Below are 26,531 nucleotides of genomic sequence, written 5' to 3'. Positions count from 1 at the left end.
TCAGCGCTCCCCTGTCACTTTGCGGCGAATGAAATTGTTGAAGAGAACGGCCAGCAGCAGCATGGAGCCAAGGAACACCTGGAACCAGTCCGAGTCGAACTTCGTGTAGGTCAGGCCGATCGAGACGAGACCGAAGATGATGGCGCCAAAGAAGGCGCCGATCGCCGAACCATAACCACCGGTCAGCAGACATCCGCCAATCACGGCAGCGATGATCGCCTCGAATTCCTTCTGAAAGCCACGACGCGCGTCCGTCGAGCCGGCGTCCAACACTGTGATGATGGCCACAAGCGCGGCGGCGCAGGCCGTGAGCGCGAAGAGCCCTGTCTTCACGCGATCGACCGGTACGCCGGAGTTTCTAGCTGCGTTCGGATCGCCGCCGGCGGCAAAGACCCAGTTTCCGATCCGGGTGCGCAGAAGAACCCAGGTGGCGAGCCCGGCAATGGCGATGAACCAGACCACGGACACCGGCACGCCCGTGACTTTCGGAACGCCGTTGTCGAACTTCTCGATCAGGCCCTGGGCTGCAAGCCAGCTGAAAAGATCCTGGAAGGCGACGCCTGAGAACAAGCGCTTCAAGAGACCGTCGCCGACGACCGCACCGATGCCGCGAAGCTGCGTTGAGCCGCCTGTCGCCCATTTCAGGCCAACAAGGGTTAAACCCCGCAGAATAAAGAGGAAGGCAAGCGTGACGATGAACGACGGCAGCCGTGTCCTGATCACGATCTGTCCGTTCACCGCGCCCACGGCGGCTGCAAGCAGCATCGTGATGATAATGGAAATCCAGAGCGGTTGGCCGAAATTGGTCAGGGCAGCACCGAAGATCAATCCGGCGAAGGCCACCATGGAGCCGATCGAGAGATCGAACTCGCCACCAATCATCAGCAGAGCTGCCGCAATGGCGAGAATTCCCAGCTGTGAGGCCGGGGCCAGGATCGTCATCACACCTGAAAGCGAAAACATCGAACGGTCTGCGGTAAGAAAGAAGAACGTCACCACCAGGATGAGGCCAGCAACCGCACCGAGCTCGGGCCGACGCATCATATGTGTGAGAAAGCCCACCTGTTTGATGCGCTCGTCTGAGTTTGACGCATCTCCTATTTTTTGCTCGATCGGAGCCATGATACTTACCTCCCAATAGATGCAATTCGCCGAAGCGCCGAGGGCATTCCTCACGACGCACGTCGCCTGTCGAACACCCCCTTCGAAAGCGGAGGGTGTTCGACAATCAAGCCTTTCGGCAGTCGTGGATTAGCGGATGCCCTTTGCCGATAGTTCGACGACCTGGGCTGCCTTTTCCTTGGTGATCAGGTTCGGACCGGAAGGCACATTGCCGCCGGGGATCAGGCCGTATTTCGCATAGTTTGCGAGAAAGACGACAGGCAGATAACCTTGGAGGAACTGCTGCTGATCGATGGCGAAAGCGGCTTCACCGGATGCGACCGCCTTCAAGAAGTCCGCCGAAAGGTCGAAGGTCGCAACCTTGATCTTGCCGGTCATGCCGGCATCGGCAACGGCTGCCAGCGATGGTTCACCGGCCGTGCTTGCGCCAAGCGCCATAACGGTGTCGATGTCGGGATTCGAGCTGAGCGCCGCCTTCACCTTGGCCCGAACGTCGGCCGGATCGTTGGAGACGGGTAGGACCGTAACGGTACCCGCAAAACCATCGGAAAAGCCCTGGCAACGCTGATCGAGGGAGACGTTGCCGACTTCCTGGTTGACGCAGATGGCAACCTTGCCGCCCATTTCCTTGAGCTTTTCACCCGCTGCCTTGCCGGCGCTGAATTCGTCCTGGCCGACATGGAGAAGCGCTCCGAGTGACTTCGAGACATCGGAGCCCGAATTGATGGAAATGACCGGAATGCCGGCGGCGACAGCCTTTTGTATCGACGGGCCCAAGGCGGACGAATCCGGGATCGAGACGATCAGACCGGCTGGCTTCTGGTTGACGGCTGCGTCGATCAGCTGGCTCATGGCCACCATGTCGAAGGTTTCCGGTGCGCGATAATCGATGCTGACACCGGCATCCTTGGCACCGGCGCTCACCCCGTTCTTGACAACAGACCAGAAGGGGTCGTTGGCCTGGCCGTGCGTTACGGCGATGATGTTGATATCCTGTGCGATGGCAATGCCAGATGCAGCGCCAAGCGCGCCAACCATGGCAGCGCCCAGCACGATTTTACGAAGAAACGATTTCATAAAAACTCCTCCCAAAGGGTGTCCCGCACCTCCCAGCGCGAGAACCACCAAAAACGCCTCAGACGGCGCGTCCTCCAAAGTTGCTACCGGGTGCATATTTTTTGCTACCGGTAGCAAACGTGCATAGCTATAAGATTCTTGCTAAGAGAAATCAACCATTCATTTCGCATTCCAGCAGAAATGGAATAAACGTTTCGAAACGGAGAGGTTCGACTATGAAGCGAGCGACGGCGCAAAACGTGGCGATGGAGGCCGGCGTTTCAAAGTGGACGGTCATCCGCGCATTTACGCCGGGTGCATCGATCACGGAAGCAAGCAAAGCCAAAGTGCTGGAGGCGGCAGAGCGGCTCAATTATCGGCCGAACCTCTTGGCCAGGAGCCTTGCCACCAATTCCACACATCAGGTCGCGGTTCTAGTTGATGACTTCGCAAACCCGCACAAGCTTCCGTTTCTTGAAAAACTGACCGCCAGCCTGCAGGCGGAGGGGCTCGTGACCATGTTGATCAATATCAATCAACACTACAACCACGTGCACGCCATATTGAATGCCGACCAGCGGCAGGTTGATGCGATCGTGCTCTTTGGTACGGCGTTTCGGGACGAGATGTTGACAGATCATAAGCTGGGACGCGCTGGGCCTCCGATGTTTGTTCTCGCTCGAGATAGCCAGATCGAAGGTGTTCCCGCGATCTCCTGCGATGCGGTCGTGGCGATTGCCGAGATCGGCAAGCACCTATTGGAAAGGGGGTATCGGAGACCGGGATTTATGGCCGGGGCGCGTACATTGTCTACAGCGCTTGGCAGACGGAGAAACTTTAAGGAGTTCTGGCGAACCGCTCGCCGCGTCGAGCTCGTCGAGATGTCTGCCGAGCGCTACAGCGCAGAAGCCGGCGCGCAGGCCGCCCGGGACTATCTGTCCAAAGTCGCGCCGGAAGACCGGATCGATGTTCTCATGTGCGAAAACGATGCCCTCGCGTTCGGAGCGATGGATGTTGCCCGGAGCGAGTTCGGGTTACGTGTCCCCAACGATCTCGCCATTGTGGGCTTCGACAACGCTGCCCCAGCAGCGTCACCGGCATACGGCCTTACAACCTACGAGCAACCCACCGACCAGATGGTCAAAGCGGCAATAGATATGATTCTGGAAAGAGCGCCGAGGGAGACGGTTAACTTCAAAGGCAAGCTTGTGGTGAGAGATTCGGCCTGATTGATCAAGCAATAGGATAGACCAAAACGGATTCGGGCAAAATCCTGCAGGCGGAGAACCACATCGTTCAAACAAATATCTCAAGAAAGTGAGCGCTTTAACGCGTAGGCTCGCTAAATTAGAGACGCTGGGTATCTGATGAGCGGTGTCGTTGGTTCATTGCCTTTACGCCGGGGCATTGTTCTCCCGATTGGAGGCGATGACATCGGCGTGCTTTGGATTGGGGCCGAGTGCCGCGAATTGTTCGGGCAATTTATCCCGCGTTGCAGCGGCCTTTCCCTTGACGGCCTGAGCAAGGGCCTTGCGCGTCTTCTCGACGTTCCAGTCGCAGCAATAGACGGGCGTCGACGGCTGCTGGCGCCAGGACTCATCGAGAGACCCTGAATCGACGGGATCGAAACCGACCTCGTCCACGATGCCCATTACGATTCTTTTCTGAGCCTCGTCGTCGCCCGCAACGGCAGCTGCAATGCGATCGGGTGCACCGACCGGACGCCCGCCATCGGCAAGGGTCGCAGCCAGAATATTGTTGAAGGCTTTGATAACGCGGCGGCCAATCTGGTTCGAAACCCAGACGCTTTCCGGCAATCCGTCGTCGATCGCGGCAATGTGCGGATCGCGCATGCCAGGATAGTAGTTGCCCGTATCTACGACCAGGACGTTGGCGGGAAGATTTGCGAATAGATCCTGCGGAAGCTCTGCAACGGCCGGGAATGGGATCGACAAGATGATCATATCAGCGCCATCCACCACGCCCTGTGCATCAACCGGGGTGGCGCCGATGTCAGCAGCGAATGCGTTGAGCTTTTCGGAGGGTTTTGAATTGGTGATCCTGACATCATGCCCTGCGGCGGCGAGCTTGCGTGCGAGGGTACCGCCGATATTGCCGGTGCCAAAGATGCCGATTTTCATATGTTATTCCTTCCGTATTTCTGTACTAATGGAAATAGGAGCAGATAGCTAAACAGGCAAGAACCCACCTTTTGGTGTGTTACTGCCGATTGAGGTATGTATGCGCACTGAGCACGACTGGAACTGCCAGGATCCCGAGCAGCGAAAGGTATGGGCTGCGGCGACCAGTGAGGCGCTGCGGGTTCTCGAGGGCAAGTGGAAGACTGTCATCATCTGCCAGCTCTTTGCAGCGCATGGTCCCCTCCGCTTTTCTGAGCTGGAACGGCGGGTCAATGGCGTGAACCAGAAAATGCTCATCCAACAACTGAAAGAGCTGGAGAAAGACGGAATAATCGTACGAACCGTCTATCCGGAGGTGCCCCCACGGGTAGAGTACAGCTTAAGCAGCCTTGGCGTCGCGCTCGGTCCGGCGATGGAAGCATTGATCGACTGGGCTCTACTGCGGCGCGCTGGCATGAATGGTGACTGAAACGGCGAAGGATTGAAGTCCGCAGATCTGGACGCCGATCTATTTATCGAGTGGCGTGACCGGTAGGTTCTCGTTCCTGGAAGAACATTCGACGCTGAAGAACGGCTGCGGCCGTGAGAACGCCGTAAGCGAGCGCTGCCAGTGCCAATATCTGGAACAGGACATTCACACTCGCTTCGAACCAGATAACAGCCGACCAGCCAAAGAAGGCCGCGCTACGGTTGATGGTGACTGGTCATCAACGGTGAACAGACGGTCGCGTGATCGCGATGAAAAGCATAGTATAAGAAATGCAGTTCGCCGATCGCGCGTACGCCTGTACAACTACTCAGTTCCATAAGATAGATTACGCCACTTTTGCAACTATAAGTTTTTAATATGTGAGCCGCTCGTAGCAGTTGATGTCGAAAGGCGCCTGGCTTCAAATACTGTTTGGTGATCGCAGCTCGTAAAGCACGTGATGACGCAATGGATGCCCCTCGGCGAAATTGGGATGATTGAACTCCCCGATCCGGCTCATCCCCAGTCGCGTCATCAAACCCCAGGAATTGCTGTTTGCGGGCACTGTGAAGCTGACGACGCGGTCAAGCTTCAGCTCGTTGAACGCAAAGTCGAGAGACCGTTCCGCGGCCTCGCGCGCATATCCGGCGCCGTGCCGAGAGGCTGAAAGCCGCCAACCGATTTCGACTGCCGGGGCAAATGACAAAGCAGGTGAAATCTTGGCGAGGCCGCACATGCCGATCAACTGGCGGCTTGCCTTCTCCTCCAGCGCCCAAAACCCCCAGCCATGATCCTCGAAGTGCCGGTCGATACGGTCGAGCATCGCATCCGACTGTTCGTCGGTCAGAGGATTGAGATATCTGACAACGTCGGGCTCGGCATTGATCGCAGCGAAGGGCTTGCGATCTTGCGGTCGCCAGGGTCTCAAAATCAGACGTTCGCTTTCGAGCCTCATCGTCCCTCTGCGATAGATCCTACCAGAGCGTCATATGACGGTTGACGTCCTTGTAGAGCAGGTAGCGGAACCGGCCGGGGCCGCCGGCGTAACATGCCTGCGGGCAGAAGGAGCGCAGCCACATGAAGTCTCCGGCCTCGACCTCGACCCAATCCTGGTTCAGCCGATAGACGGCCTTGCCCTCCAGCACATAGAGACCATGCTCCATGACATGGGTTTCCATGAAGGGGATCACGGCACCCGGCTCCAAAGTCACGATATTCACGTGCATGTCGTAGCGGACATCGGCCGGATCGATGAACCGGGTGGTCCCCCAGCGTCCGTCTGTGTCCGGCATTGCCGAGATGGGGTGCTGGTCCTCATGCGTGAGGATCGCCGGCGGCGGCTCCAGCCCCTCGACCTCCTGAAAGGCCTTTCGAATCCAGTGGAATTTTGCCGCCGTCGAACCGCTGTTTTTCAGGCGCCAGACCGAACCCGCCGGAATATAGGCGAACGAACCGGAGCGCAGCGCATGACTGACGCCATCGAGCTCCACCGTCATCTCGCCTTCGACGGCGAACAGGACCGCTTCGGCCCGCTTGTCGGGCTCCGGCCGATCGCTTCCGCCGCCGGGCTGAACCTCCATCACATATTGCGAGAAGGTCTCGGAGAAACCGGAGAGCGGCCGGGAGAGAACCCATGCCCGTGTCCCCGTCCAATGCGGAAGGACGCTGGTGACGATGTCGGTCATGACGCTGCGCGGGATGACCGCATAGGCTGTGGTGAAGACGGCCTTGCTGGAAAGCAGCTCGGTTTGCGGCGGCAATCCGCCGAGTTTGGAATAATAATCTCTGTTCATCGGTCCAGGCTTCGCGGCATGTGGCACTGCATCTGCTTTATGCGCCGCTCACCTTCCAGGCAACTCTTAATTCGGCCCGTGAAAATCGATGGGGAGCCGCCCGGCCGGGTTTCCGTCAGAACTCGACTTCCAGTTCGACGATCTCGTCCGGCTCGACCATCGCGCCTTCGGTCCACTCGCCCATCAGCGGCCAGGACAGCACCGTTTCGACATAGGCTTCGAGCTGCGGTTCGAGCTCCACCGCATAGGTGCGGAAGCGGGTGCAGACCGGCGCATACATCGCATCGGCCACGGTCGGCGCGGTCCCGAAAAGCCACGGCCCGCCGCTTGCCTCGAGGCATTCGGTCCAGATCGCCTTGACGCGCTCGACATCGGGCCGCGCGCCCGAGAATATCTTGAAGCTCGCATGCCGCGCCTTGAGGTTCATCGGCAATGCCGAACGCAGGTTATGGAAACCCGAATGCATCTCGCCCGAGACCGACCGGCAGCGCGCGCGCGCCGCCCGCTCGGCGGGCCAGAGCCCGGCAGCGGGCGTCACTTCGTGGAGATATTCGGCGATCGCCAGCGTGTCCCAGACCGTCACGTCGTCATGGGTCAGCCTCGGCACCAGAACCGATGGTGAAAGCAGCAGCAGTTCCTGGCGCGCCTCGTCATCCATCTCCACAAGCACTTCGGCGAAGTCCAGTCCCGCCATCCGGCACAGCAACCAGCCGCGCAGAGACCAAGAGGAGTAGTTCTTCGAGGAAATCGTCAGTGCAGCTTGCGACATCGGGCTCGTATCCTTGTCGGACAATGTTGCTTCTTCCTCGATAATCTTCTCGCATGGCAGGACATATTCCACTAGCATTTTTTGCACCGCCGCATCGATGCGGCAGTGCGGGAGATTTCGGCCATGCTCTACCAGGCCTATCAGTTCCAGGATGATCTCATCGCGCCGCTCCGCGATCTGGCGCGGCGCCTGCAGATCTTCTCCGCGACAGCGCTCTGGGGATCCGGCAGCGAAATGGGACGGCACTTCGCCGCCGCACTGGAGATGATCTCACGCTTCGAGATCACCCACCAACGTCCGGATTTCGCCATAGACTCGGTCATGATCGGCAATCGCGTGGTGCCGGTCACCGTCGAGACCGTACTCGACATGCCCTTCGGCACGTTGCTGCGCTTTGCAACGGACACCGATGCAAAGCGGCCGCGGGTGCTGGTCGTCGCCCCGCTGTCCGGCCATTTCGCGACGCTCCTGCGCGGCACAGTGCAGACCCTGCTGCGCGATCACGACGTCTATATTACCGACTGGGCGAACGCCCGCGACGTGCCGCTGTCGGCCGGACGCTTCGGCATGGACGACTATGTCGATTATATCATGCATTTCCTGGAGGAAATCGGCCCCGGCGCTCATATCCTCGCCGTCTGCCAGCCCTGCGTACAGGCGCTGGCCGCCGTTGCCGTGATGTCGGAAGAGCGGCATCCCGCCACCCCGCGGACCATGACGCTGATGGCCGGGCCGATCGATCCGCGCGAGAGCCCGACGAAGGTCAACGAACTTGCCGTATCGAAGTCGCTCGCCTGGTTCGAGAGCTCGCTGATCACCGGCGTTCCCTGGCGTTATCGGGGCGCCGGGCGGCGGGTCTATCCCGGCTTCCTCCAGCTCGTCGCCTTCATGTCGATGAACATGCAGCGCCACCAGGACGCCCATCGCAGGCTCTACGACCATTTGGCGAAGGGCGAGACGGCCGAAGCCGGCAAGATCAAGAAGTTCTACGACGAATATTTCGCCGTGCTCGACCTCACCGAAGAATTCTACATCGAAACCATCGAACGCGTCTTCCAGAAGGCGGAACTCGCGACCGGCGACCTCACCCACCATGGCCGCAAGGTCGACCCGGGCCAGATCCGCAACACGGCACTTTTGACCGTTGAGGGCGGCCGCGATGACATCTGCGCGCTCGGCCAGACGTCGGCCGCGCACGATCTCTGTCGTGCACTGCGCCCGCATCTGAAGCGCCATCATCTTCAGGCCAATGTCGGGCATTACGGCGTCTTCAGCGGCCGCCGCTGGGAGGGGGAAATCTACCCCGTCGTGCGCAACATGATTCTGGCGATGGAATAGCGCCCGTCAGATCCGAAACGCGATGGCAAGTCTACCGATCGGCCATGACCAGGTGGCCCGGCCCGACTTCGCGATAAGACGTGCTTGCAGGCTGATAGTCGACCGGGCGCATCGGGCTCTTGATCTCGTCATTCGCCACCATCCGCTTTTCGTGGCGACGGTCCGGATCGGGCACGGGCACTGCCGCGATGAGTTTCTTCGTATAGGGATGCTGCGGATTTTCAAAGACCGCGGCCCGCGGGCCGATCTCGACGATCTCGCCGAGATACATCACGGCGACGCGATGGCTGACGCGTTCGACCACCGCCATGTCGTGCGAGATGAACAGGAAGGCAAGATTGAGGCTCTGCTGCAGGTCGAGCATCAGGTTGATGACCTGCGCCTTGATCGAGACGTCGAGCGCCGAGACGCTTTCATCGGCAACGATGACCTTCGGCTGCAGGGCGAGCGCGCGGGCGATGCAGATGCGCTGGCGCTGGCCGCCGGAAAATTCATGCGGATAGCGCGCGGCCATCTCCGGCAATAGGCCGACCTTCGCCAAAAGATCGGCGACGACGTCTTTTGCCTGCTTTGAATTGCCCATCTTGTGTTCGAGATAGGGTTCGGCGATCGCAGCACCAACCGTCATGCGCGGATTGAGGCTGGCAAAAGGATCCTGGAAGATCATCTGCACGGATTTGCGCATCTCGCGCAGATCCTTCCTGTCGAGGCCGAGCACCTCCCTTCCCTCGACGAGAACGGACCCTGCCTGCGGTTCGATCAGCCGCATGATGGCGCGGCCGGTCGTCGATTTGCCGCAGCCGGATTCGCCGACGAGCGACAGCGTCTCGCCGGCATGAAGATCGAAGGAGACATTTTCGACTGCGTGCACCCGGCTGGTCAGCCGGCCGAACAGGCCGGAATGAATGTCGAAGCGCTTGGTAAGGTTCTTCACCTGCAGGACCGGTGTCGCCGCCACCGTATCGGCGACCTCGGCGGGAATGTCTGATTCACCCGTTGCGGTATTGACCACGGGAAAGCGCAGCGGCCTTTGCCTGCCCTGCATCGAGCCGAGCACCGGCACGGCTGAAAGCAGCGCTCTCGTATAGGGATGTTTGCCGCGGTGAAAAATATCGGCGGTGGCGCCGCTTTCCACCTGTTCGCCGCGATACATCACTACCGTCCTGTCGGCGATCTCGGCGACGACACCCATATCATGGGTGATGAACAGAACGGAGGTCCCCTCCTCGTCCTGCAGCATCTTGATGAGATCGAGGATCTGGCCCTGGATGGTGACGTCGAGCGCCGTCGTCGGCTCGTCGGCGATCAGCAGTTTCGGCCGGCTGGCGAGCGCCATGGCGATCATCACCCGCTGGCGCATGCCGCCGGAAAAACGATGCGGATATTCGCCGAAGCGCGAGGCGGCAGACGGGATGCGGACCTTTTCCAACAGCCGGATCGTCTCGGCTTTGGCATCGGCCCTGCTCATATCGGAATGGCAGAGCAGCGCCTCGGAAATCTGGTCGCCGATGGTGAAGAGCGGATTGAGCGATGTCATCGGCTCCTGGAAGATCATGGCCACCTCGTTGCCGCGCACCTGCCGCATGGCATTTTCCGGCAAGGCCAGGAGATCGCGTCCGCCGAGCATGACGCGGCCCTCGACACGGCTCGTATCGGCCTGCAGCAGCCGCATGATCGAGAGCGAGGTGACGCTCTTGCCTGATCCGGATTCGCCGACGATCGCCACCGTTTCCGCCGGAGCGACGGTGAAGGAGACGTCGCGCACGACCGGTTTCCAGACGCCGTCCACCAGGAAGGATGTCGTCAGCCTTTCGACGGCAAGAACGTCGGTCGTCGTCTGGATCGGTTGGGTTTGGGCGCTGGCCATGGCGGTTCCTCTTGCGGCAGATGAGCGGCGGCGGATCAATCCGGCCAGCGCAGTGCACCATCGAAGCGGTGCCTGCTGCGGTTTTCGATCGGCGTTGCGATGATCTCGTTGGAGGCGCGCGCCTTGTCGAGTTCCTGCGCCAGGCGCTCCGCGACGATCGTCTCCTCGCCCGGGTGCAGGTTGCAAGGGTCGAGGTAGAAATAGCGGTGCTCCACCTCGTGATCGCGCACGATGATCGGCGGGCTGCCCTTGGCAAGCGCATCGGCCAGATCCCATGCGGTGATATGGGCTTGCCCGGGATCGACGATCAGGCGCAGCCGATCGAGGGGATTGTTGGTCGGATCGGGCTCGATCAGCGCGGTGACGCCAGGGCGGTCGTCGAGGGTGCGCTTCCACAGGTTGAGATAGCCGGTCTCGCGCTCCAGGATGCCGGCATGGTCGCGGTTTTCCCAGGCTTCGAGTGCCGCCATCACGCCGAAGATGCTCTCCTTGCCGACCTTCATGCCGCGGCCGATGCCCATATTCTGCAGGAAGGCATGGCGCACCAGCTCCTTCCTGCCGGCAACGATGCCCGAGGTCGGGCCGCCGAGGAATTTGTGGCCGGAGTAGAGGGCGATATCGGCTCCCTGCTCCAGGAAGATGCGCAGGTCGTATTCCGAAGCCGCGTCGACGATGACGGGCACGCCCCTGGTATGGGCGATCTCGACGAATTCCTTCAGGTTCAGCAGGCCGTAGTCGACAACATGGTGGGAGACGACATAGACGGCGGCGGCAGTCTTGTCGGTGATGGCGTTTTCCATATGGAAGCGGTGCGTCGAGGTCGCCTGCCCCACAAGCACGACCTTGCCGCCGGCAAGCCGGATTGCCTGGTCAACCGGGGCGCCGTAACTGACAACATGGCCCATCTGCACCAGCACCTCGTTCTTCTCCGGCACCACATCCGGCAGCTTCTCGATCGCCAGCAGGTTGTTGCCGGTGATCGTGCCGGCGACGGCAAGCGATATGCCGGCCGAGCAGGAGGCGGTGACGAAGCCCGCCTCGCCGCCGGTCAGCCTAGCGATGACGGCGCTTGCCTTGCGCTGCAGATCGTTGATCTCGACGAAGTGCGGCAGGATCGATGCCATCGCGCTGATCGCTTCGGGAACGACGATCGAGGCGCCGAGGCTGGTCATCGTGCCCGATACATTGATGACAGGGCGAAGGCCAAGCGACGGGCGGATATCAGTGGACATGGAGATCTCCAGGATTCTGGGTCGAAAAACGAAACATGGTGCGGTCGATCAACTGTGTCGAGCTCCCGTCAGCCGTGCAAGGCGACGATCGCCTCGATCTCGACGGTGATGTTGCCGGGCAGCGAGCCGAAGCCGACGGCAGAGCGGGCATGTTCGCCGGCCGGCCCGAAGACTTCAATCAGCAGATCCGAACAGCCGTTGATGACGCTTGGATGATCCTCGAAATCAGGCACGGCATTGACCATGCCGAGCAGCTTGACCACTCGCCTGACGCGGGAGAGATCACCGAGCGCATCCTGCATGACGGCAAGCAGGTTTATGCCGGTCAGCCGCGCGTGGCCGTAGGCCTGCTCGACACTGACCCCACCGCCGACCTTGCCGGCATGCATGAAGCCGTCAGCCTCGCGCGGCCCCTGGCCGGAGAGATAGAGCATGTTGCCTTCGATCACATGCGTGACGAAATTGGCGATCGGCGGCGGCGGGGGCGGAAGCGCAATGCCGAGGGCGGCAAGCCGTTCGTAAGGCGAGTTCTCGACCTTGCCGGCCGCGGTGGGAAACTGATTCACGCAAACTCCTGTCATGCAATTTTCGATTTGGCGAATTTCAATTGGGCCGACGCTTGGTCGGCGGATTAAAGATCCTTACGCAGTCTGGGATCGAGCATGTCCCTGAGGCCATCGCCGACCATCTGCAGCGACAGCACGGAGAGGATGATGGCGACACCCGGAAATAGCGTCATCCAGTCGGCCTGGCCGATATACTGCCGGCCGGCGGCGATCATCGTTCCCCAGGTCGGGATTTCGGGGCTGACCCCAAGACCGAGGAAAGACAGGCCGGCTTCCGCAAGCATTGCGCTGGCGAAGAGAAACGTGGCCTGCACGAGGATCGGCGACAGCAGATTGCGCAGCACATGCCGCGTCATGATATGGAAGGTCGAGATGCCGAGCGCCCTCGCCGCCTCGACATAGGGCAGCTCGCGAATGACCAGCGTCGAAGCGCGGACGATGCGGGCAAGGCGCGGCGCATAGACGATCGACAATGCGATGATGACCGTCGTCAACGACGGGCCGAGGGCGGCAACGAGCGCGATCGCCAACAGAATATCCGGAAACGCCATCATCGCGTCGATCAGCCGGGCGATTGGCGTATCGAGCTTCTGGAAGAAGCCGGCAAGCAGGCCGAGCGTCACGCCGATTATGGCCGACAAGGTCACGACCGCAACACCGACGAGCAGCGACAGGCGGCCGGCGAAGATGGTTCGCGAGAAGACGTCGCGGCCGAACTCATCTGTGCCAAAGAAAAAGGTGCCGCTCGGCGGCTTCAGCCGATTGACGATGGAAAGCTTCGACGGCGAATAGGGCGCGACAACAGGCGCGAAGACTGCCAGAAGCACGAAGATCGTCAGGATCAGCAGACCCAAGGCGACCGTCTTGCGCTTCAGCAGGCGCTTGACGAATTTGCTGCCCTCGCCTTCGACTGATTTGATTGCGATGTCGGCCATCAGTAGCGCACCCTCGGATCGATCAGCAGATAGAGCATGTCGATCGCAAAATTGATCAGCACGTAGAGAGCGGCGATAACGAGCAGCGCGCCCTGGATGACGGGATAGTCGCGGCGCAGCACCGCGGAGACGACGAGATTGCCGACACCCGGCAGGCCGAAGACCGTCTCGGTGACGACGGCGCCTGAAATCAGCACCGCTGCCGTTAGCCCGATTACCGTCAGGATCGGGATCAGCGCATTCTTCAGCGCGTGTTTGAGAATGACCCGGCGCTCGATCAGCCCCTTGGCGCGCGCCGTGCGGATATAATCGTCGCCGAGCACGTCGAGCATCGACGCGCGGGTGAAACGCAGGATCAGCGCCGAGGAGACGATGCCAAGCGCAAAGGCAGGCAGCGTCAGATGATACATCCGATCGAGAAAGGTCGAGCCCGGGCCGCCATAACCCGAGACCGGGAAGAGGTTGAGCCTGACGGCGAAGACCTGCATCAGGATCAGGCCGAGCCAGAAGCTCGGAATGCTGGCGGCGAACATCGCAAGCGTCGTTGCCGCCTGGTCGACGAAGGAGCCGCGCCGATAAGCGGCATAGATGCCGATCGGCAGGGCGATGATGGTGGCGATTGCGAGCGAAAACAAAGTCAGGAAGAAGGTCGGTTCGGCCCGGTCGAGCAAGGCCGAGGTGACAGGCATGTTGAGGAAGATAGACTGGCCGAGATCACCTCTCAGCATCTGGCCGATATAATAGACATATTGCAGGCCGAGCGACTGATCGAGGCCGAGCCGGGACCTGAGGTCGGCAATATCCTGCGGTGTCGCATCCGGCCCGAGCATGACGGCGGCCGGATCGCCCGGGGTCACGCGCACGATGACGAAGACGATCGTGACGACGAGAAACATCACGACGATCATGCCGAACAGGCGCTGGAGGATGTAGCGTATCATGAATCCCTGGCAAACCTTTGCAGATGCTGCAAAAAAGAAGACCGATACCGACCAGGAATGGCCGGTATCGGTGGCGATGCTTACTTCTTGATCGAAGCATTCCAGAAATACGGCCACGGAGCCGGATCGACGCCTTCAAGCTTGGTCGATTCTGCCGAAACGGCGTTGAAGTCGCCGATCTTCATGAAGGGGGCGTCGGCATAGATCGCCTTCTGGACGTCGGCCCAGAGCGCCACGCGCTTCTTCGGATCGACTTCCGAGGTGAAGGAATCGACGGCGGCCTTGCGGGCCGGCGTATCCCACCAGCCCGGCGAGCTGGTCGAGAGCGAGCCGATGAGAGCAGGCTCCGGCAGGAAGGGGCTATGGGTGATGTAGATATCCCAAAGCTTCGGATCGGTACGGCGCTGCGTCAGCGTCGCCCAGTCGACAACCTGCATATCGACGGTGAAGCCGGCAAGCTTCAGATATTCGGCGGCGACCTGCGCCATCTTGTAGTGGAACTCATACTGGCGGCTGGTCAGGATCCGGATCGGCGCACCATTGTAGCCGGCCTTCTTGGCGGCGGCGGCCGCCCCTTCCGGATCGGCGACGTTATAGGCGCCCTCGACGCCGGCATCCGTCGACCAGGCAAAGGTCTTTGGATAGATGGCGCCGTCGAGCGCGTAGAAATCCGTGCTGCCGAAGGCCGCAGCCAGCATATCCTCCATGCTGAGCGCTTGACGGATCGCCTTGCGGACCTCGACATTCCCAGCAATACCTTCCTTCGTATTGAAGACGAAGACGGGATAACCGAAGGGCTTCAGGATGATCGGCTGCGAGGCGGTAGAGGCCTTCAGCTTGTCGTAGGATTCGACCGGGATTGAGTCGACGTAGTCGTACTGGCCGGAAACGGCTGCCTCGACGCGGGTGTTCGGATCCGGCACCGGCACGAAGCGGATCTCATCGAGATACTGGTGGCGGGCGCCGCCATAACCATTGCTGTCGCCTTCACGTGACTTGTAGCCGTCGAAGCGGACGAGCTGAATATACTGGTCGGCCTTGCGCTCCTTCAGCATATAGGGACCGGTGCCGATGAAGTCCTTCATCGGCTCGTCCTGCTTTTCGGACGGAATGATGATCGCGGCCGAATTGTTGAAGGCGAGCAGCGAGGTCAGCGGCGCATAGGGCTGCTTCAGCGTGATCGTCACGGTCGCCGGATCGGCGGCGGTGACCTTATCGATGAAGCCGGCCACCTGCTTGCCGCGCGAGGCGATCTTCATCCAGCGGCCAAGCGAGGCGACGACATCTTCCGAGGTCATGTCGCTATTGTCGTGAAACTTGATGCCGGTCCTGAGCTTGATCGTATAGGTTTTGCCATCGGCACTGATCTCAGGCAGGCTTTCGGCCAGAAGCGGCGTGACGTTCCAGCCTTTGTCGAAGGTGTAGAGCGTTTCAAAAATGTGCTGGGTGACGATGCCGACCAGATCGGCCGTCGACGACATCGGATCGAGCGTCGGCGGCTCGCCGATCGTCGCGACATTGATGACGCCGCCCTTTTCCTGGGCAAGGAGCGTCGAAGGCAGGGCGACGAGCGCGGTGCCGAGAAGGAATGCGACCAGTGTTTTCATGTGAGGACTCCCGTTTAGTTCCACAATTATGTAATTCATCTTTTTGTAACAGAATAGGAGATGGATCGATCCTGTCAAGCAGGAGCGACGGATTATGCGCTCGGCGGATACCGAGACGCCGAAAAACACACAATCTTTGGCTGCGCCCGCCTGCAACAAGACCGCGCATTATACCAAGGTGTGTCAATCGCCCTCCAGTGAGGCTTCAACGGAACGGGAGAACAGGATGAGCATCGATTTCAACGACGGCAAATGGCTGAACGAGCCGGCACACTGGCAGGCGACCGAAACCGGCCTCACCCTGACCACCGATGAGAAGACCGATTTCTGGCGGGAGACCCATTACGGCTTCACCCGTGACAGCGGCCACTTCCTCGCCTTTCCCACCACCGACAGCTTCACCGCACAGATCCGCGTCCGCGGCGAATTCCGCACGCTCTACGACCAGGCCGGCCTGATGGTGCGCATCGACGAGAGACGCTGGGTGAAAACAGGCGTCGAATTCACAGACGGCGAAGCCTTCCTCAGCACCGTCGTCACCGACGGCAAGTCCGACTGGTCCGTGGCGCAACCCTTCAAGGAATTGGAAGATTTCCGCATCCGCGTCACCGTCGCCAACGGCGCGATGCGCATCCAGGCTTCGCGCGACGGCAGCTTCTGGCCGCTGCTGCGGCTCGCCCCCTTCCCGGCTGCCGATCACTACGAGGTCGGACCCACGGCCTGCACGCCCGAGCGCAGCGGACTGACGGTCCGCTTTTCCGAATTCTCGATCGGCCCGGCGATTACCACCGATCTGCATGACTTGAGCTAGAAGAGCGACCTTTGGCTGCTCTACCGAAAGAACAAGATCAAATGACTGCGAGTGCAGCGCCGCACCCTTGACAAAGACAAGCTGCCTGTATTTTACTCAGGCCTGCGGATTAGGCAGAAGGCCAGCCGCATTGACATGACTCCGATAGTCTCCGGGCAGTTTCGCCCCATGACGCCTCATCGCTCGATGGGACCAGCGTCGTGGGGTTTTTGATGTGGTCACTTCATGAATGACGCGCTGAAAATCGGCATCCTTTTTTCGACCACCGGGCCTTACGGCTCGATGGGCCGCGACGCGCGCGACGGCGCCGATTTCGCGATGGCCGAATATGCCGGCGTCGAAGGGCTGGCGATCGAGCCCATCTTCTTCGATCCACATGCCGATCTTGCCGCCTATCTGGACGGTGCGCGCCATCTTCTGCGCGCCGGCTGCCGCCATATCGTCGGCACGATCACATCTGCGGCACGCAAGGAAGTCATCCCGCTCGTCGAAAAACATGACGGCCTGCTCTGGTATATGTGCCCCTATGAAGGCTTCGAGGCCAACGAGAACGTCATCTATGTCGGCGGCTGCCCCAACCAGCATCTGCTGCCGTTGTTCGAGCACCTGATCCCGCGTTACGGCGCAAGGCCCTATCTCGTCGGCGCCAACTATGTCTGGGGCTGGGAGATGAACCGGCTCGCCCGCGAACTCATTACCAATGCCGGCGGCGAAGTACTTGGCGAACGCTATCTTCCGCTCGAGGAGACCGCCGTCGAACGCATCGTCGCCGAGATCGCGCAACGCCGCCCGAGCTTCATCCTCAACAATCTGATCGGCCCCTCGAGCTACGCCTTCCTGGAGGCGATCAAGGCCCTCGCTGATCGCGACCCGGCCTTTCGCGCGGAAAACTGCCCGGTGGTCAGCTGCGACCTGATGGAATGCGAGCTCGACGATATCGCCGCCGGAGCTGCTGCCGGCCAGCTTTGCGCCGCTTCCTATTTCGACAGTATCGCGACCCCCGAGAATGCCGCCTTCAAGGCCAGCGTCACTGAGCGTCACGGCGCAGAGCGACGTGTCTCCAGCGTCTTTGCCAGCGCCTATACGGCCGTCCGGCTCTGCGTCGACGCGATCGTCGCTGCCGGCGGTGACGAGCCCGACGCCGTCCGGCGCGAGCTCCACAATCGATCCTGGCCGACCCTGTTCGGCGCGTTGGCGATCGACCGCGAGACCAATCATGCCGCCCTACCCTTCCATCTCGGCCGGATCAACGCCGACAACGGCTTCGATGTCGTCGCCTCGCGGCCGCCGCTCGCCGCCGACCCCTATCTGACCGGCCGCAACCGGCAGGCCTTTCCGCGGCTGAGGGTGGTGTCATGAGGGAGACACCCAATTTCACCGGCTGGCAGGCGATGGTCCTGCATCGCGAGGACGGCAACACCGAAAGGCTGATCCGCCAGCTTCGCCTGCTCGGCATCTACGCAACGCTGCAATGGGCGCCGCTTCCGGCCGTGGCACTGCCTGATCTCGTCATCGTCGATGCCGATCAGGGCTGGGACGATCTGCTGCCCTGGAACGGCGAAACGCCTGCCTGCCCCGTTGTCGCCTTGCTTGGTTCGGAAGCGCCCGGCCGCATCGCCTGGGCGCTCGGACAGGGCGCCGGCGCGATCATCGCCAAGCCGATCGCCACCTCGGCCGTCTATCCGGCGCTTGTCATGGCCGTCTCCATTCATCGGGAGCGCAAGGCGACCGCTGAAAAGCTGCAATATCTCGAAGAGCGCGTCCGGCTGCGGCCGCTCGTTCACGCCGCCGTCGAAAAGCTTCGGGCCGCACACGGCATCGACGAGGAGAGCGCTTACGCAATCTTGCGCAACTGCGCCATGCGCCGCCGCCTGCCGATGGAGCAGATATCGGCTTTCATTCTGGCGGGTGCCGAGCCTCTGCCGGAGGCGGGCTGATGCATGTGCTGAAACAGATGATCCGCCAGCCGACGGCGCTCTTCGGCCTGATCGTCGTCACGCTCGTCATCGGACTCGCCATCGCAGCGCCGTGGATCGCGCCGTTCAGTCCAGACGAGCAGATGTTTGACGGCCTTTCGCTCGAAGGCGCGCCGCTGCCGCCGGGCGGTCCTTATCTGCTAGGCACCGACACGCTCGGCCGCGACCTCTTCTCGCGCCTGCTCTTCGGCGCCCGCACCTCGCTGATCATCGGCCTTGTCGCCAATGGCATCGCGGTGACGATCGGTCTCTTCGTCGGCATCGTCGCCGGTTATCTCCGCGGACTGCCGGGCAACATCCTGATGCGCTTCACCGATCTGATGATGGCCTTTCCGGCGCTGCTGCTCGCCATCGTACTTGCCGCATTGCTGAAGCCGAGCCTCTGGATCGTCGCCATGGTGATCGCGCTCGTCAACTGGGTGCAGGTCGCCCGCATCGTCTATACCGAGACTCGCGGCCTGGTGGAGCGCGATTTCATCATGGCGGAGCGCTCGCTCGGCGCTGGCCATATGCGCGTGCTCTTCATGCATATCCTGCCGCACCTTATGCCGACGGCAATCGTCTGGGGAACGCTCGGCATTGCCACCACCGTGCTGCTCGAGGCCACACTCTCCTTCCTCGGCGTCGGCGTCCAGCCGCCGCAGCCCTCCTGGGGCAACATCATCTTCGAGAGCCAAAGCTATTTCCAGGCCGCCCCCTGGCTGGTCTTCATCCCGGGCGCGATCATCCTTCTGACGGCGCTTTCCTTCAATCTGGTGGGCGACGCGCTGCGCGACATTCTCGACCCGACCCAGCGCGGGAGGGGCTGATGGCATCACTCATGCTCCGCAGGCTGGCGCAGGCGGCTCTCATCCTGCTCGGTGTCGCGGCAATCACCTTCGTGCTGCTCTACGCTCTTCCGGCCGATCCGGCCCGCATGATCGCCGGCCGCAGTGCAACGGCCCAGACGGTCGCCAACATCCGCCACGAACTCGGCCTCGACCAGCCGCTGCTGGTCCAGTTCGGCACCTATCTCGGCAATCTGCTGCACGGTAATCTCGGCCGCTCCTATGCACAGAAAACCGATGTCTGGACGCTGATCGCCGCCCGCCTGCCGGCGACGCTGACGCTGATGCTTGCCGGCATCTTCGTCGAGGTGGTGCTCGGCCTGACGCTCGGCACCATCGCCGCCATGCGCCGCGGCGGCTTCGTCGACCGTATGGTGATGATGGCCTCCTTCGTCGGCACCTCGGCGCCGCAGTTCCTCGTCGCCCTGCTGCTGCTCTACCTGCTGGCGGCAACGCTCGGCTGGTTTCCGATGAGTGGCTACGGCAGCTTCTCGCATCTCGTCCTGCCTGCCGTAACGCTCGGCATCTGCGGCGCCGGCTGGTATGCCCGGATGGTGCGCTCGTCGATGATCGACGTGCTGAACCAGGATTACGTCCGCACGGCGCGCGCCAAGGGTCTTTCCTCGAAGCGAGTCATCCTGCGCCATGCACTGCCAAACGCGGTGCTGCCGATCATTGCCATGATCGGCATCGATATCGGCCAGTTCATGGGCGGCGTGGTCGTGGTCGAGGCGGTCTATGGCTGGCCCGGCATCGGCCAGCTCGCCTGGCAGGCGATCCAGCAGGTCGACATCCCGATCATCATGGGCGTCACCCTGACCTCGGCACTTGCCATCATCATCGGCAACCTGCTTGCCGACCTCGTCGCGCCGGTCATCGATCCGCGCATCCGCACACGCTGACAGCAACCAAAGAAGGGGAACCAAGATGTTCAAACGCTGGCTGCAACAGACGACCATGGCAACGATGGTGGCGCTCGCCCCATTGTCCGTCATGGCTCAGGAAACGCCCAAGCAGGGTGGCGATATCGTCGTCACCTACAAGGACGACATCACCACGCTCGACCCGGCAATCGGCTACGACTGGGTCAACTGGTCGATGATCAAGAGCCTGTATTCCCGCCTGATGGACTATGCGCCCGGCACGCCGAACCCCGTTCCCTCGCTTGCCGAAAGCTTCACCGTTTCGCCCGACGGCTTGACCTATACCTTCAAGCTGCACAAGGGCGTAAAGTTCTCGAACGGCCGCGAGGTCGTCGCCTCCGACGTGAAATATTCGATCGAACGCGCCGTCGACCCGAAGACTCAAGGGCCTGGCGCGGGTTTCTTCGGCGCCATCAAGGGCTTCGAGGATGAAACCGGAGGCAAGACGACGACGCTCTCCGGCATCGAGACGCCGGACGATAGCACCGTCATCTTCAATCTCTCGCGTCCTGACGCCACCTTCCTGCACGTGCTCGCCATCAACTTCGCCTCGGTCGTGCCGAAGGAAGCCGTCGAGGCGGCCGCCGGCGACTTCGGCAAGAAGCCGGTCGGCTCCGGCACCTTCATCCTCAAGGATTGGACGATCGGCCAGCAGCTCGTTTTCGAGCGCAACAAAGATTATTTCGTTAAGGGTGTTCCCTACATCGACAGCTTCAAGGTCGAGGTCGGCCAGGAGCCGCTGGTGGCGCTCTTGCGCCTGCAGAAGGGCGAGGTCGATATAGCCGGCGACGGCATTCCGCCGGCAAAATTCCTCGAAATCAAGAATTCGGCCGACGGCGCGCAGTTGATCGTCGACGGCGAACAGCTGCACACCGGCTACATCACGCTGAACACCAAGGTGAAGCCCTTCGATAACGTCAAGGTTCGCCAGGCGCTGAACATGGCGATCAACAAGGACCGCATCACCCGCATCCTCAACGGCCGCGCAACGCCCGCCAACCAGCCGCTGCCGCCGCTGATGCCGGGCTACGACAAGGCCTTCACCGGCTACGCCTATGACGTAGCGAAAGCCAAGGCGCTGCTTGCCGAAGCCGGCTATCCCGATGGTTTCGAGACCGTGCTCTACTCGACCAACACCGACCCGCAGCCGCGTATCGCCCAGGCGATACAGCAAGACCTGGCCGCTGTCGGCGTCAAAGCCGAAGTCCGGGCACTCGCCCAGGCAAACGTCATCGCGGCCGGCGGCACGGAAGGCGAAGCGCCGATGATCTGGTCGGGCGGCATGGCCTGGATCGCCGACTTCCCGGATCCGTCCAACTTCTACGGCCCGATCCTCGGTTGCGCCGGCGCGGTTCCGGGCGGCTGGAACTGGTCGTGGTATTGCAATGCCGATCTCGACAAGCGCGCCGTTGCCGCCGACTCGATGTCCGATCCGGCAAAGGCCGCCGAGCGCACCGTCGCCTGGGGCAAGATCTTCACCGATATCATGGCCGATGCGCCGTGGATCCCTGTCATCAACGAACGCCGCGTCGTCGCCAAGTCGCTGCGCATGGGCGGTGCTGACAACATCTACATCGATCCGACCCGCGTCATCAATTACGACGCGATCTACGTCAAGCAATAAGCCCTGAAGAAACAAAGCCTTCCCGGTCCCGCCCGGGAAGGCGTTATAAAATCGAGGGAGACACATGACATGTGCATCGCCTGCACCCACACCATCCACCGCGCCCAGCATAATTTCGGCTGGAACAAGGATTTCACCCCCGCGGTCGTCGCCAAGCCCGGCGAGACGATCCACTTCGAATGCATGGATTCATCCGGTGGCCAGCTCGGAAGCGACGCCACCCTGGAAACGCTGAACGCGCTCGATTTCGGCAAGATCAACCCGGTCTCCGGCCCAGTCTATATCGAAGGCGCCAAGCCCGGCGATGCGCTGAAGGTGACTCTGCGCAAGTTCATTCCCTCGGGTGTCGGCTGGACGGCCAATATTCCAGGCTTCGGCCTGCTTGCCGACCAGTTCAAGGATCCGGCACTGCACGTCTGGTCCTATGACGCCAACAGCATGGTGCCCGCCCTTTACGGTCCGGGCGGTCGCGTGCCACTGAAGCCCTTCGCCGGCACGATCGGCGTCGCACCCGCCGAGCCCGGCACCCACTCCGTCGTTCCCCCGCGTCGCGTCGGCGGCAACATGGATATCCGCGACCTGACGGCGGGGGTGACGCTCTATCTGCCCGTCGAGGTCGACGGCGCGCTGTTTTCGATCGGAGATACCCATGCCGCCCAGGGCGATGGCGAAGTCTGCGGCACGGCGATCGAAAGCCAGATGAACGTCGAAGCGACGATCGAGCTCGTCAAGGACGCCAGGCTGCAAACGCCGCGCTTCACCACCACCGAACCGGTGACCCGCCATCTCGACGGCGCCGGCTACGAGGTCACGACAGGCATCGGCCCTGATCTGATGACCGGGGCGCGTGAAAGCGTCATGCGCATGATCGATCTTCTCGGCGCCGAACACGGCATGAGCGCCATCGATGCCTATTTGCTCTGCTCGGTCTGCGGCGATCTGCGCATCAGCGAGATCGTCGACCAGCCTAACTGGGTGGTTTCCTTCTACTTCCCGAGGATCGTGTTCGCGTGAACGAAGCCATGCCCGTCGCAGCACCGGTGCTCAGCCTTCGCAATCTGAGCGTCGATGCCCGCACGCCCGAAGGCCGCAAGCCGGTGCTCCAGGATGTCAGCTTCGAGCTTGCAAGCGGCGAAACGCTCTGCATCGCCGGCGAATCCGGCTCCGGCAAATCGGTCACCTCGCTGTCGATCATGGGACTCTTGCCGAAGGCCTCGCTGAAGGTCGCCTCCGGCAGCATCATGCTCGGCGAGCGCGACCTGCTCAAACTTTCCGACCGGGCGATGCGCAGCGTGCGCGGCGGTGATATCGCCATGGTGTTCCAGGAGCCGATGACCTCGCTCAACCCGGTCATGTCGGTCGGCAACCAGCTGACTGAGGCAATCCGCGCGCACCAGGGCAGCGACAATGCCGAGGCGGTGGGGCTGAAGATGCTCGATGCCGTGCAGATCACCGAGCCGGCCCGGCGGCTGAAGCAATATCCGCATGAGCTGTCCGGCGGCATGCGCCAGCGGGTGATGATCGCCATGGCGCTCTCCTGCCGGCCGAAGGTGCTGATCGCCGACGAGCCGACGACCGCCCTCGACGTCACCGTGCAGGCGCAGATCCTCAGGCTGATGCGCGAGTTGAAGCGCGAATTCGGCGCCTCGATCATCCTGATCACTCACGACATGGGCGTTGTCGCCGAAATGGCCGACCGCGTCGTCATCATGCAGAATGGCAGGATCGTCGAGCAGGGAACGGCGCTCGCCATCTTCCAGCGGCCGAAGGAGGCCTATACGCAGCAATTGCTCGCCGCCGTCCCGCGGCTCGGCGCGCTTGCAGGCACCGACCGTCCGCCGCGCATCACCCAGCGCGCCGTCGAGACGCTGCATCCGGACCGCACGCCGGTCCTGAATGTGCGCGACCTCACCGTCACGTACGGCAATGCCGCAAGCCGGATTTTCCGGGGCAAGCCGCCAGTCGCAGCCGTCGATGGCGTCTCCTTCGATATCCTGCCGGGTGAAACGCTCGGTCTCGTCGGCGAAAGCGGCTCGGGCAAATCGACGACAGGCAAGGCCGTTCTCGGCCTCATCCCCTTCAAGGGCAACGTCCTGATCGACGGCCGCAACATTGCCGGCCTCAGCCAGCGCGAGATGCGGCCCGTGCGCCGTTCGGCGCAGATGATCTTCCAGGATCCCTATGCCTCGCTCGACCCGCGCATGGCCGTCGGCAAGGCGATCGCCGAACCGATGGTCATCCACGGTATCGGCAACAGTGCCGAGCGGCAGGATCGCGTCGCCGAACTGTTGCGCCGGGTCGGCCTGACACCCGATGCCGCGACGCGCTACCCGCACGAATTTTCAGGCGGCCAGCGCCAGCGCATCTGCATCGCCCGGGCGCTGGCGCTGGAGCCCAAGCTGATCGTCGCCGACGAAAGCGTCGCAGCGCTTGACGTCTCCGTCCGCGCCCGGGTACTCGACCTGCTGCTCGAACTGCAGGAAACGATGGGGCTCGCCTATCTCTTCATCTCCCACGACATGGCGGTGGTCGAGCGCATGTCGCACAACGTCGCCGTCATGCGCACCGGCCGCATCATCGAAACCGGCACGCGGCGGGATATCTTCGAGAACCCAAGGGATGACTACACCCGCGCACTGATCGCCGCGGTTCCGATCCCCGATCCGGAGGTCTATCGGGTGAAAGGGATTCATGGATGAGCGCATTGCCGGAGCGAGTTTAGATCGGCAATCTTAAAGTCATTCGGATATTCAGTAAATATAGAGCTGCATTTCAGAAATATATTGCACCTATGGTTGCCACTGCTATTCTTTCCGAAAAGGGGAGGAGAACCGCATGGCGAGAGGGCCGCAGCCAGCACAGCCAGAGAAAGAGTCTGCGGATGATATCCGCGAAAACCTGGTCAAGACGAGGATCGGAGGGGATCTCTCGTGGCTACTGAAAGGCGACACCGACGACTCCGGCAATATCAGCAAAACCCCGGAAAATCCCGACTTCGACGTCGTCATCGAATTCAACCGCGACTTTCCCGGCGGCGTGTCAGCGGCGAGGCAGCTCTTGTTCGAAGCATTCCTGTTGTACCTCGACAGGATCGGGGCGACAGACCAGAGCAACAGCCTGCGGCGTTTCGGCATGTCACCACCGCTCGGCATGCCCAATGTCTCTGAGGTCAGCAAGCGTAACCTCTCGCGGATATTTTCCAGCGGCAACAGGATCGCCGCCAAATCGCTGTGGACCGATAGCTACGTCTTTGCGACCCTGACCCGGAAAACCATTGGCCGGCTTGCGACCTGGACGATGCCCGGAAAAGGCGATGGCGTGAAGTCTAAGGACGAGGCCAAAAAGAGCAGCGGCAAGCGGAAGAATATTCCGCTCGTTTACAAGATCTGGCGCGACCATGACATTGATCGCTGCGTCTATGAATCCGTGAGGACAATCAAATGCGATGCGGCGCAGGCCTCTTTCGCGGCCAGTGGAAAAGGCATCGTGTGGGCCGTCGCCGATACCGGCATCGACCAGACCCATCCTCATTTCCTGACGTTGAAAACGCTCGAACTGCCAGATGGTCTCCGTCACTGGGACTTTACCGTCGACAATCCCGATCCGGCGTCGGCATCAGAAACGGCGCTGATCGATCTTGCCGGCCATGGGACCCATGTCGCCGGCGTCATCGCAGGCCGCACTTCCACATCGGAAGAACCCAAGACGGATGGAATAACGAAGATCTGCGTCACATCCGAAATACGCAAAGCCGACGATACGAAGTCGCAGGTTACAGATGAGCATAAGGGCGTGATTTCGGGCATGGCGCCGTATTGTAAGCTGATGAGCCTGAAAGTGATGATCAACGAGAAGCAGGGAAAACTCAGCAATCTGTTGGCTGCGATCAATTACGTCCAGCGCTCGAATGATTATGGACGCAATATCAAGATTCACGGCATCAACCTGAGCCTTGGATATCCGTTCAACCCGGTGTGGTTCGCCGCGGGACAAAGCCCGCTCTGCGTCGAAGTCAACAGGCTGGTGCGCTCGGGCGTCTGCGTCGTGGTCGCGGCCGGCAACGCCGGCTATGGCACGGTGACGCAGCTTTCCGGAGCGCCGGAGCGCGCGGCCCATAGCGGCACGATCATGGATCCCGGCAACGCAGCGCTCGCCATCACTGTCGGCTCGACGCATCGCGACATGCCGCATACCTACGGCGTCTCCTATTTTTCCTCCAAGGGACCGACCGCGGATGGGCGCATGAAGCCAGATCTCGTCGCACCCGGCGAGCGCATCATCTCATGCGCGCTCTACAACGGTGCCAAGTCAGGCGAAGCGCCGTTCCGGGAGGATACCGGAACGAGCATGGCGACGCCGCATGTCTCCGGCGCGATCGCCGCGTTCCTCTCGGTTCGGCGTGAATTTCTCGGCCAGCCGGAACGCGTCAAAGAGATCTTCGTCAGTGCTGCGACCGATCTCAAGCGGCGGCCGGAGTTTCAGGGCGCCGGCCTGCTCGATCTGATGCGAACGCTACAGGCTGTGTAAGGAGGAC

Annotated in this window: 24 protein-coding genes; 12 read left to right on the top strand and 12 right to left on the bottom strand. The window is 61.5% G+C overall.

The genetic code is table 11. The annotated features are described in order from the left end of the window. Both RlegSU303_RS30650 and RlegSU303_RS30645 read right to left on the bottom strand, forming a co-directional pair. A complete protein-coding gene (locus RlegSU303_RS30650; RefSeq protein ID WP_131628858.1) occupies positions 1–1,122 on the bottom strand; it encodes an ABC transporter permease in 1,122 nt (373 codons plus the stop codon). Positions 1,123–1,251: 129 nt separating this feature from the next. Further along, positions 1,252–2,160: a sugar ABC transporter substrate-binding protein gene (locus tag RlegSU303_RS30645; RefSeq protein WP_409999626.1), complete on the bottom strand. Its 909-nt coding sequence runs from the start codon at positions 2,158–2,160 to the stop codon at positions 1,252–1,254. 254 nt (positions 2,161–2,414) lie between these two features. Here RlegSU303_RS30645 and RlegSU303_RS30640 point away from each other — a divergent pair, with 254 nt between their 5' ends. Further along, on the top strand, positions 2,415–3,407 hold the full coding sequence (locus tag RlegSU303_RS30640; RefSeq protein ID WP_222373069.1) for a LacI family DNA-binding transcriptional regulator: 993 nt from the start codon (positions 2,415–2,417) through the stop codon (positions 3,405–3,407). A 165-nt stretch (positions 3,408–3,572) separates the two neighbouring features. Here RlegSU303_RS30640 and RlegSU303_RS30635 read toward each other — a convergent pair whose 3' ends face one another. Then, positions 3,573–4,319 (bottom strand): NADPH-dependent F420 reductase, encoded by a 747-nt coding sequence (locus RlegSU303_RS30635; RefSeq protein ID WP_168278803.1) that lies wholly within the window; start codon positions 4,317–4,319, stop codon positions 3,573–3,575. A gap of 100 nt (positions 4,320–4,419) precedes the next feature. Here RlegSU303_RS30635 and RlegSU303_RS30630 point away from each other — a divergent pair, with 100 nt between their 5' ends. Continuing rightward, entirely contained in the window at positions 4,420–4,788 is a 369-nt protein-coding gene (locus RlegSU303_RS30630; protein ID WP_168278805.1) for a winged helix-turn-helix transcriptional regulator, read from the top strand. A gap of 421 nt (positions 4,789–5,209) precedes the next feature. On the opposite strand, the gene RlegSU303_RS30625 is transcribed toward RlegSU303_RS30630, so the two are convergent. The 3 genes from RlegSU303_RS30625 to RlegSU303_RS30615 all read right to left on the bottom strand — a co-directional run bounded on the left by RlegSU303_RS30625 (position 5,210) and on the right by RlegSU303_RS30615 (position 7,350). Beyond that, complete coding sequence (locus tag RlegSU303_RS30625) at positions 5,210–5,743, bottom strand: GNAT family N-acetyltransferase (protein WP_017958083.1); 534 nt, start codon at positions 5,741–5,743, stop codon at positions 5,210–5,212. Positions 5,744–5,762: 19 nt separating this feature from the next. Next, positions 5,763–6,581, bottom strand: a complete 819-nt coding sequence (locus RlegSU303_RS30620) for a bifunctional allantoicase/(S)-ureidoglycine aminohydrolase (RefSeq protein ID WP_017958082.1) — start codon at positions 6,579–6,581, stop codon at positions 5,763–5,765. A gap of 115 nt (positions 6,582–6,696) precedes the next feature. After that, a complete protein-coding gene (locus RlegSU303_RS30615; protein ID WP_026158397.1) occupies positions 6,697–7,350 on the bottom strand; it encodes a glutathione S-transferase in 654 nt (217 codons plus the stop codon). Positions 7,351–7,473: 123 nt separating this feature from the next. Between RlegSU303_RS30615 and RlegSU303_RS30610 the strand changes: the two genes are divergently transcribed. Then, positions 7,474–8,688 carry a polyhydroxyalkanoate depolymerase gene (locus tag RlegSU303_RS30610; protein WP_131628921.1) on the top strand — a complete coding sequence of 405 codons (1,215 nt, stop codon included), beginning with the start codon at positions 7,474–7,476 and terminating at the stop codon, positions 8,686–8,688. Positions 8,689–8,719: 31 nt separating this feature from the next. Here RlegSU303_RS30610 and RlegSU303_RS30605 read toward each other — a convergent pair whose 3' ends face one another. From RlegSU303_RS30605 to RlegSU303_RS30580, 6 genes are all read right to left on the bottom strand, one after another. After that, entirely contained in the window at positions 8,720–10,555 is a 1,836-nt protein-coding gene (locus RlegSU303_RS30605) for an ABC transporter ATP-binding protein (RefSeq protein WP_231283924.1), read from the bottom strand. A gap of 35 nt (positions 10,556–10,590) precedes the next feature. After that, positions 10,591–11,787 (bottom strand): aminotransferase class V-fold PLP-dependent enzyme, encoded by a 1,197-nt coding sequence (locus RlegSU303_RS30600; RefSeq protein WP_131628852.1) that lies wholly within the window; start codon positions 11,785–11,787, stop codon positions 10,591–10,593. 68 nt (positions 11,788–11,855) lie between these two features. Then, on the bottom strand, positions 11,856–12,368 hold the full coding sequence (locus RlegSU303_RS30595; protein ID WP_231283923.1) for a RidA family protein: 513 nt from the start codon (positions 12,366–12,368) through the stop codon (positions 11,856–11,858). Positions 12,369–12,418: 50 nt separating this feature from the next. After that, the gene (locus RlegSU303_RS30590) at positions 12,419–13,288 is read right to left on the bottom strand and encodes an ABC transporter permease (RefSeq protein WP_094088629.1); all 870 of its coding nucleotides are present in this window, start codon (positions 13,286–13,288) and stop codon (positions 12,419–12,421) included. After that, positions 13,288–14,229: an ABC transporter permease gene (locus RlegSU303_RS30585; RefSeq protein ID WP_172426377.1), complete on the bottom strand. Its 942-nt coding sequence runs from the start codon at positions 14,227–14,229 to the stop codon at positions 13,288–13,290. Before RlegSU303_RS30585 ends, RlegSU303_RS30590 begins: the two co-directional genes overlap by 1 nt. Positions 14,230–14,309: 80 nt before the next feature. Beyond that, positions 14,310–15,836, bottom strand: a complete 1,527-nt coding sequence (locus RlegSU303_RS30580) for an ABC transporter substrate-binding protein (protein ID WP_094088630.1) — start codon at positions 15,834–15,836, stop codon at positions 14,310–14,312. Positions 15,837–16,062: 226 nt separating this feature from the next. Between RlegSU303_RS30580 and RlegSU303_RS30575 the strand changes: the two genes are divergently transcribed. From RlegSU303_RS30575 to RlegSU303_RS30535, 9 genes are all read left to right on the top strand, one after another. After that, the gene (locus RlegSU303_RS30575; protein ID WP_017958074.1) at positions 16,063–16,647 is read left to right on the top strand and encodes a DUF1349 domain-containing protein; all 585 of its coding nucleotides are present in this window, start codon (positions 16,063–16,065) and stop codon (positions 16,645–16,647) included. Between the two features lie 225 nt (positions 16,648–16,872). Then, on the top strand, positions 16,873–18,006 hold the full coding sequence (locus tag RlegSU303_RS30570) for a transporter substrate-binding protein (RefSeq protein ID WP_094088631.1): 1,134 nt from the start codon (positions 16,873–16,875) through the stop codon (positions 18,004–18,006). Next, entirely contained in the window at positions 18,003–18,584 is a 582-nt protein-coding gene (locus RlegSU303_RS30565; RefSeq protein WP_094088632.1) for an ANTAR domain-containing response regulator, read from the top strand. Before RlegSU303_RS30570 ends, RlegSU303_RS30565 begins: the two co-directional genes overlap by 4 nt. After that, on the top strand, positions 18,584–19,432 hold the full coding sequence (locus tag RlegSU303_RS30560) for an ABC transporter permease (protein WP_011655186.1): 849 nt from the start codon (positions 18,584–18,586) through the stop codon (positions 19,430–19,432). The genes RlegSU303_RS30565 and RlegSU303_RS30560 overlap by 1 nt, the downstream gene beginning before the upstream one ends. After that, the gene (locus tag RlegSU303_RS30555; protein WP_094088633.1) at positions 19,432–20,352 is read left to right on the top strand and encodes an ABC transporter permease; all 921 of its coding nucleotides are present in this window, start codon (positions 19,432–19,434) and stop codon (positions 20,350–20,352) included. The genes RlegSU303_RS30560 and RlegSU303_RS30555 overlap by 1 nt, the downstream gene beginning before the upstream one ends. Positions 20,353–20,377: 25 nt before the next feature. After that, a complete protein-coding gene (locus RlegSU303_RS30550) occupies positions 20,378–21,997 on the top strand; it encodes an ABC transporter substrate-binding protein (protein ID WP_231283922.1) in 1,620 nt (539 codons plus the stop codon). 69 nt (positions 21,998–22,066) lie between these two features. After that, a complete protein-coding gene (locus tag RlegSU303_RS30545) occupies positions 22,067–23,011 on the top strand; it encodes an acetamidase/formamidase family protein (protein WP_094088635.1) in 945 nt (314 codons plus the stop codon). After that, positions 23,008–24,696 carry an ABC transporter ATP-binding protein gene (locus RlegSU303_RS30540; RefSeq protein ID WP_231283921.1) on the top strand — a complete coding sequence of 563 codons (1,689 nt, stop codon included), beginning with the start codon at positions 23,008–23,010 and terminating at the stop codon, positions 24,694–24,696. The genes RlegSU303_RS30545 and RlegSU303_RS30540 overlap by 4 nt, the downstream gene beginning before the upstream one ends. Positions 24,697–24,832: 136 nt before the next feature. After that, positions 24,833–26,524 carry a S8 family peptidase gene (locus RlegSU303_RS30535; protein WP_231283920.1) on the top strand — a complete coding sequence of 564 codons (1,692 nt, stop codon included), beginning with the start codon at positions 24,833–24,835 and terminating at the stop codon, positions 26,522–26,524. Positions 26,525–26,531: the final 7 nt, after the last annotated feature.

It is taken from the genome of Rhizobium sp. SU303 (assembly GCF_021052345.1).
Lineage (GTDB): Bacteria > Pseudomonadota > Alphaproteobacteria > Rhizobiales > Rhizobiaceae > Rhizobium > Rhizobium laguerreae.
Note: the sequence above shows the minus strand (reverse complement) of the source record. Positions and strands in the feature narration are given on the sequence as shown.

Bases quoted from the DNA above. Each gene is read 5' to 3' on its own strand.
- RlegSU303_RS30620 (WP_017958082.1), bottom strand. From the start codon at position 6,581: ATGAACAGAGATTATTATTCCAAACTCGGCGGATTGCCGCCGCAAACC.
- RlegSU303_RS30585 (WP_172426377.1), bottom strand. From the start codon at position 14,229: ATGATACGCTACATCCTCCAGCGCCTGTTCGGCATGATCGTCGTGATG.
- RlegSU303_RS30570 (WP_094088631.1), top strand. From the start codon at position 16,873: ATGAATGACGCGCTGAAAATCGGCATCCTTTTTTCGACCACCGGGCCT.
- RlegSU303_RS30535 (WP_231283920.1), top strand. From the start codon at position 24,833: ATGGCGAGAGGGCCGCAGCCAGCACAGCCAGAGAAAGAGTCTGCGGAT.
- RlegSU303_RS30580 (WP_094088630.1), bottom strand. From the start codon at position 15,836: ATGAAAACACTGGTCGCATTCCTTCTCGGCACCGCGCTCGTCGCCCTG.
- RlegSU303_RS30640 (WP_222373069.1), top strand. From the start codon at position 2,415: ATGAAGCGAGCGACGGCGCAAAACGTGGCGATGGAGGCCGGCGTTTCA.
- RlegSU303_RS30600 (WP_131628852.1), bottom strand. From the start codon at position 11,787: ATGTCCACTGATATCCGCCCGTCGCTTGGCCTTCGCCCTGTCATCAAT.
- RlegSU303_RS30545 (WP_094088635.1), top strand. From the start codon at position 22,067: ATGTGCATCGCCTGCACCCACACCATCCACCGCGCCCAGCATAATTTC.
- RlegSU303_RS30645 (WP_409999626.1), bottom strand. From the start codon at position 2,160: ATGGTTGGCGCGCTTGGCGCTGCATCTGGCATTGCCATCGCACAGGAT.
- RlegSU303_RS30610 (WP_131628921.1), top strand. From the start codon at position 7,474: ATGCTCTACCAGGCCTATCAGTTCCAGGATGATCTCATCGCGCCGCTC.
- RlegSU303_RS30650 (WP_131628858.1), bottom strand. From the start codon at position 1,122: ATGGCTCCGATCGAGCAAAAAATAGGAGATGCGTCAAACTCAGACGAG.
- RlegSU303_RS30560 (WP_011655186.1), top strand. From the start codon at position 18,584: ATGCATGTGCTGAAACAGATGATCCGCCAGCCGACGGCGCTCTTCGGC.
- RlegSU303_RS30615 (WP_026158397.1), bottom strand. From the start codon at position 7,350: ATGTCGCAAGCTGCACTGACGATTTCCTCGAAGAACTACTCCTCTTGG.
- RlegSU303_RS30625 (WP_017958083.1), bottom strand. From the start codon at position 5,743: ATGAGGCTCGAAAGCGAACGTCTGATTTTGAGACCCTGGCGACCGCAA.
- RlegSU303_RS30635 (WP_168278803.1), bottom strand. From the start codon at position 4,319: ATGAAAATCGGCATCTTTGGCACCGGCAATATCGGCGGTACCCTCGCA.
- RlegSU303_RS30575 (WP_017958074.1), top strand. From the start codon at position 16,063: ATGAGCATCGATTTCAACGACGGCAAATGGCTGAACGAGCCGGCACAC.
- RlegSU303_RS30565 (WP_094088632.1), top strand. From the start codon at position 18,003: ATGAGGGAGACACCCAATTTCACCGGCTGGCAGGCGATGGTCCTGCAT.
- RlegSU303_RS30630 (WP_168278805.1), top strand. From the start codon at position 4,420: ATGCGCACTGAGCACGACTGGAACTGCCAGGATCCCGAGCAGCGAAAG.
- RlegSU303_RS30590 (WP_094088629.1), bottom strand. From the start codon at position 13,288: ATGGCCGACATCGCAATCAAATCAGTCGAAGGCGAGGGCAGCAAATTC.
- RlegSU303_RS30550 (WP_231283922.1), top strand. From the start codon at position 20,378: ATGTTCAAACGCTGGCTGCAACAGACGACCATGGCAACGATGGTGGCG.
- RlegSU303_RS30555 (WP_094088633.1), top strand. From the start codon at position 19,432: ATGGCATCACTCATGCTCCGCAGGCTGGCGCAGGCGGCTCTCATCCTG.
- RlegSU303_RS30595 (WP_231283923.1), bottom strand. From the start codon at position 12,368: ATGACAGGAGTTTGCGTGAATCAGTTTCCCACCGCGGCCGGCAAGGTC.
- RlegSU303_RS30605 (WP_231283924.1), bottom strand. From the start codon at position 10,555: ATGGCCAGCGCCCAAACCCAACCGATCCAGACGACGACCGACGTTCTT.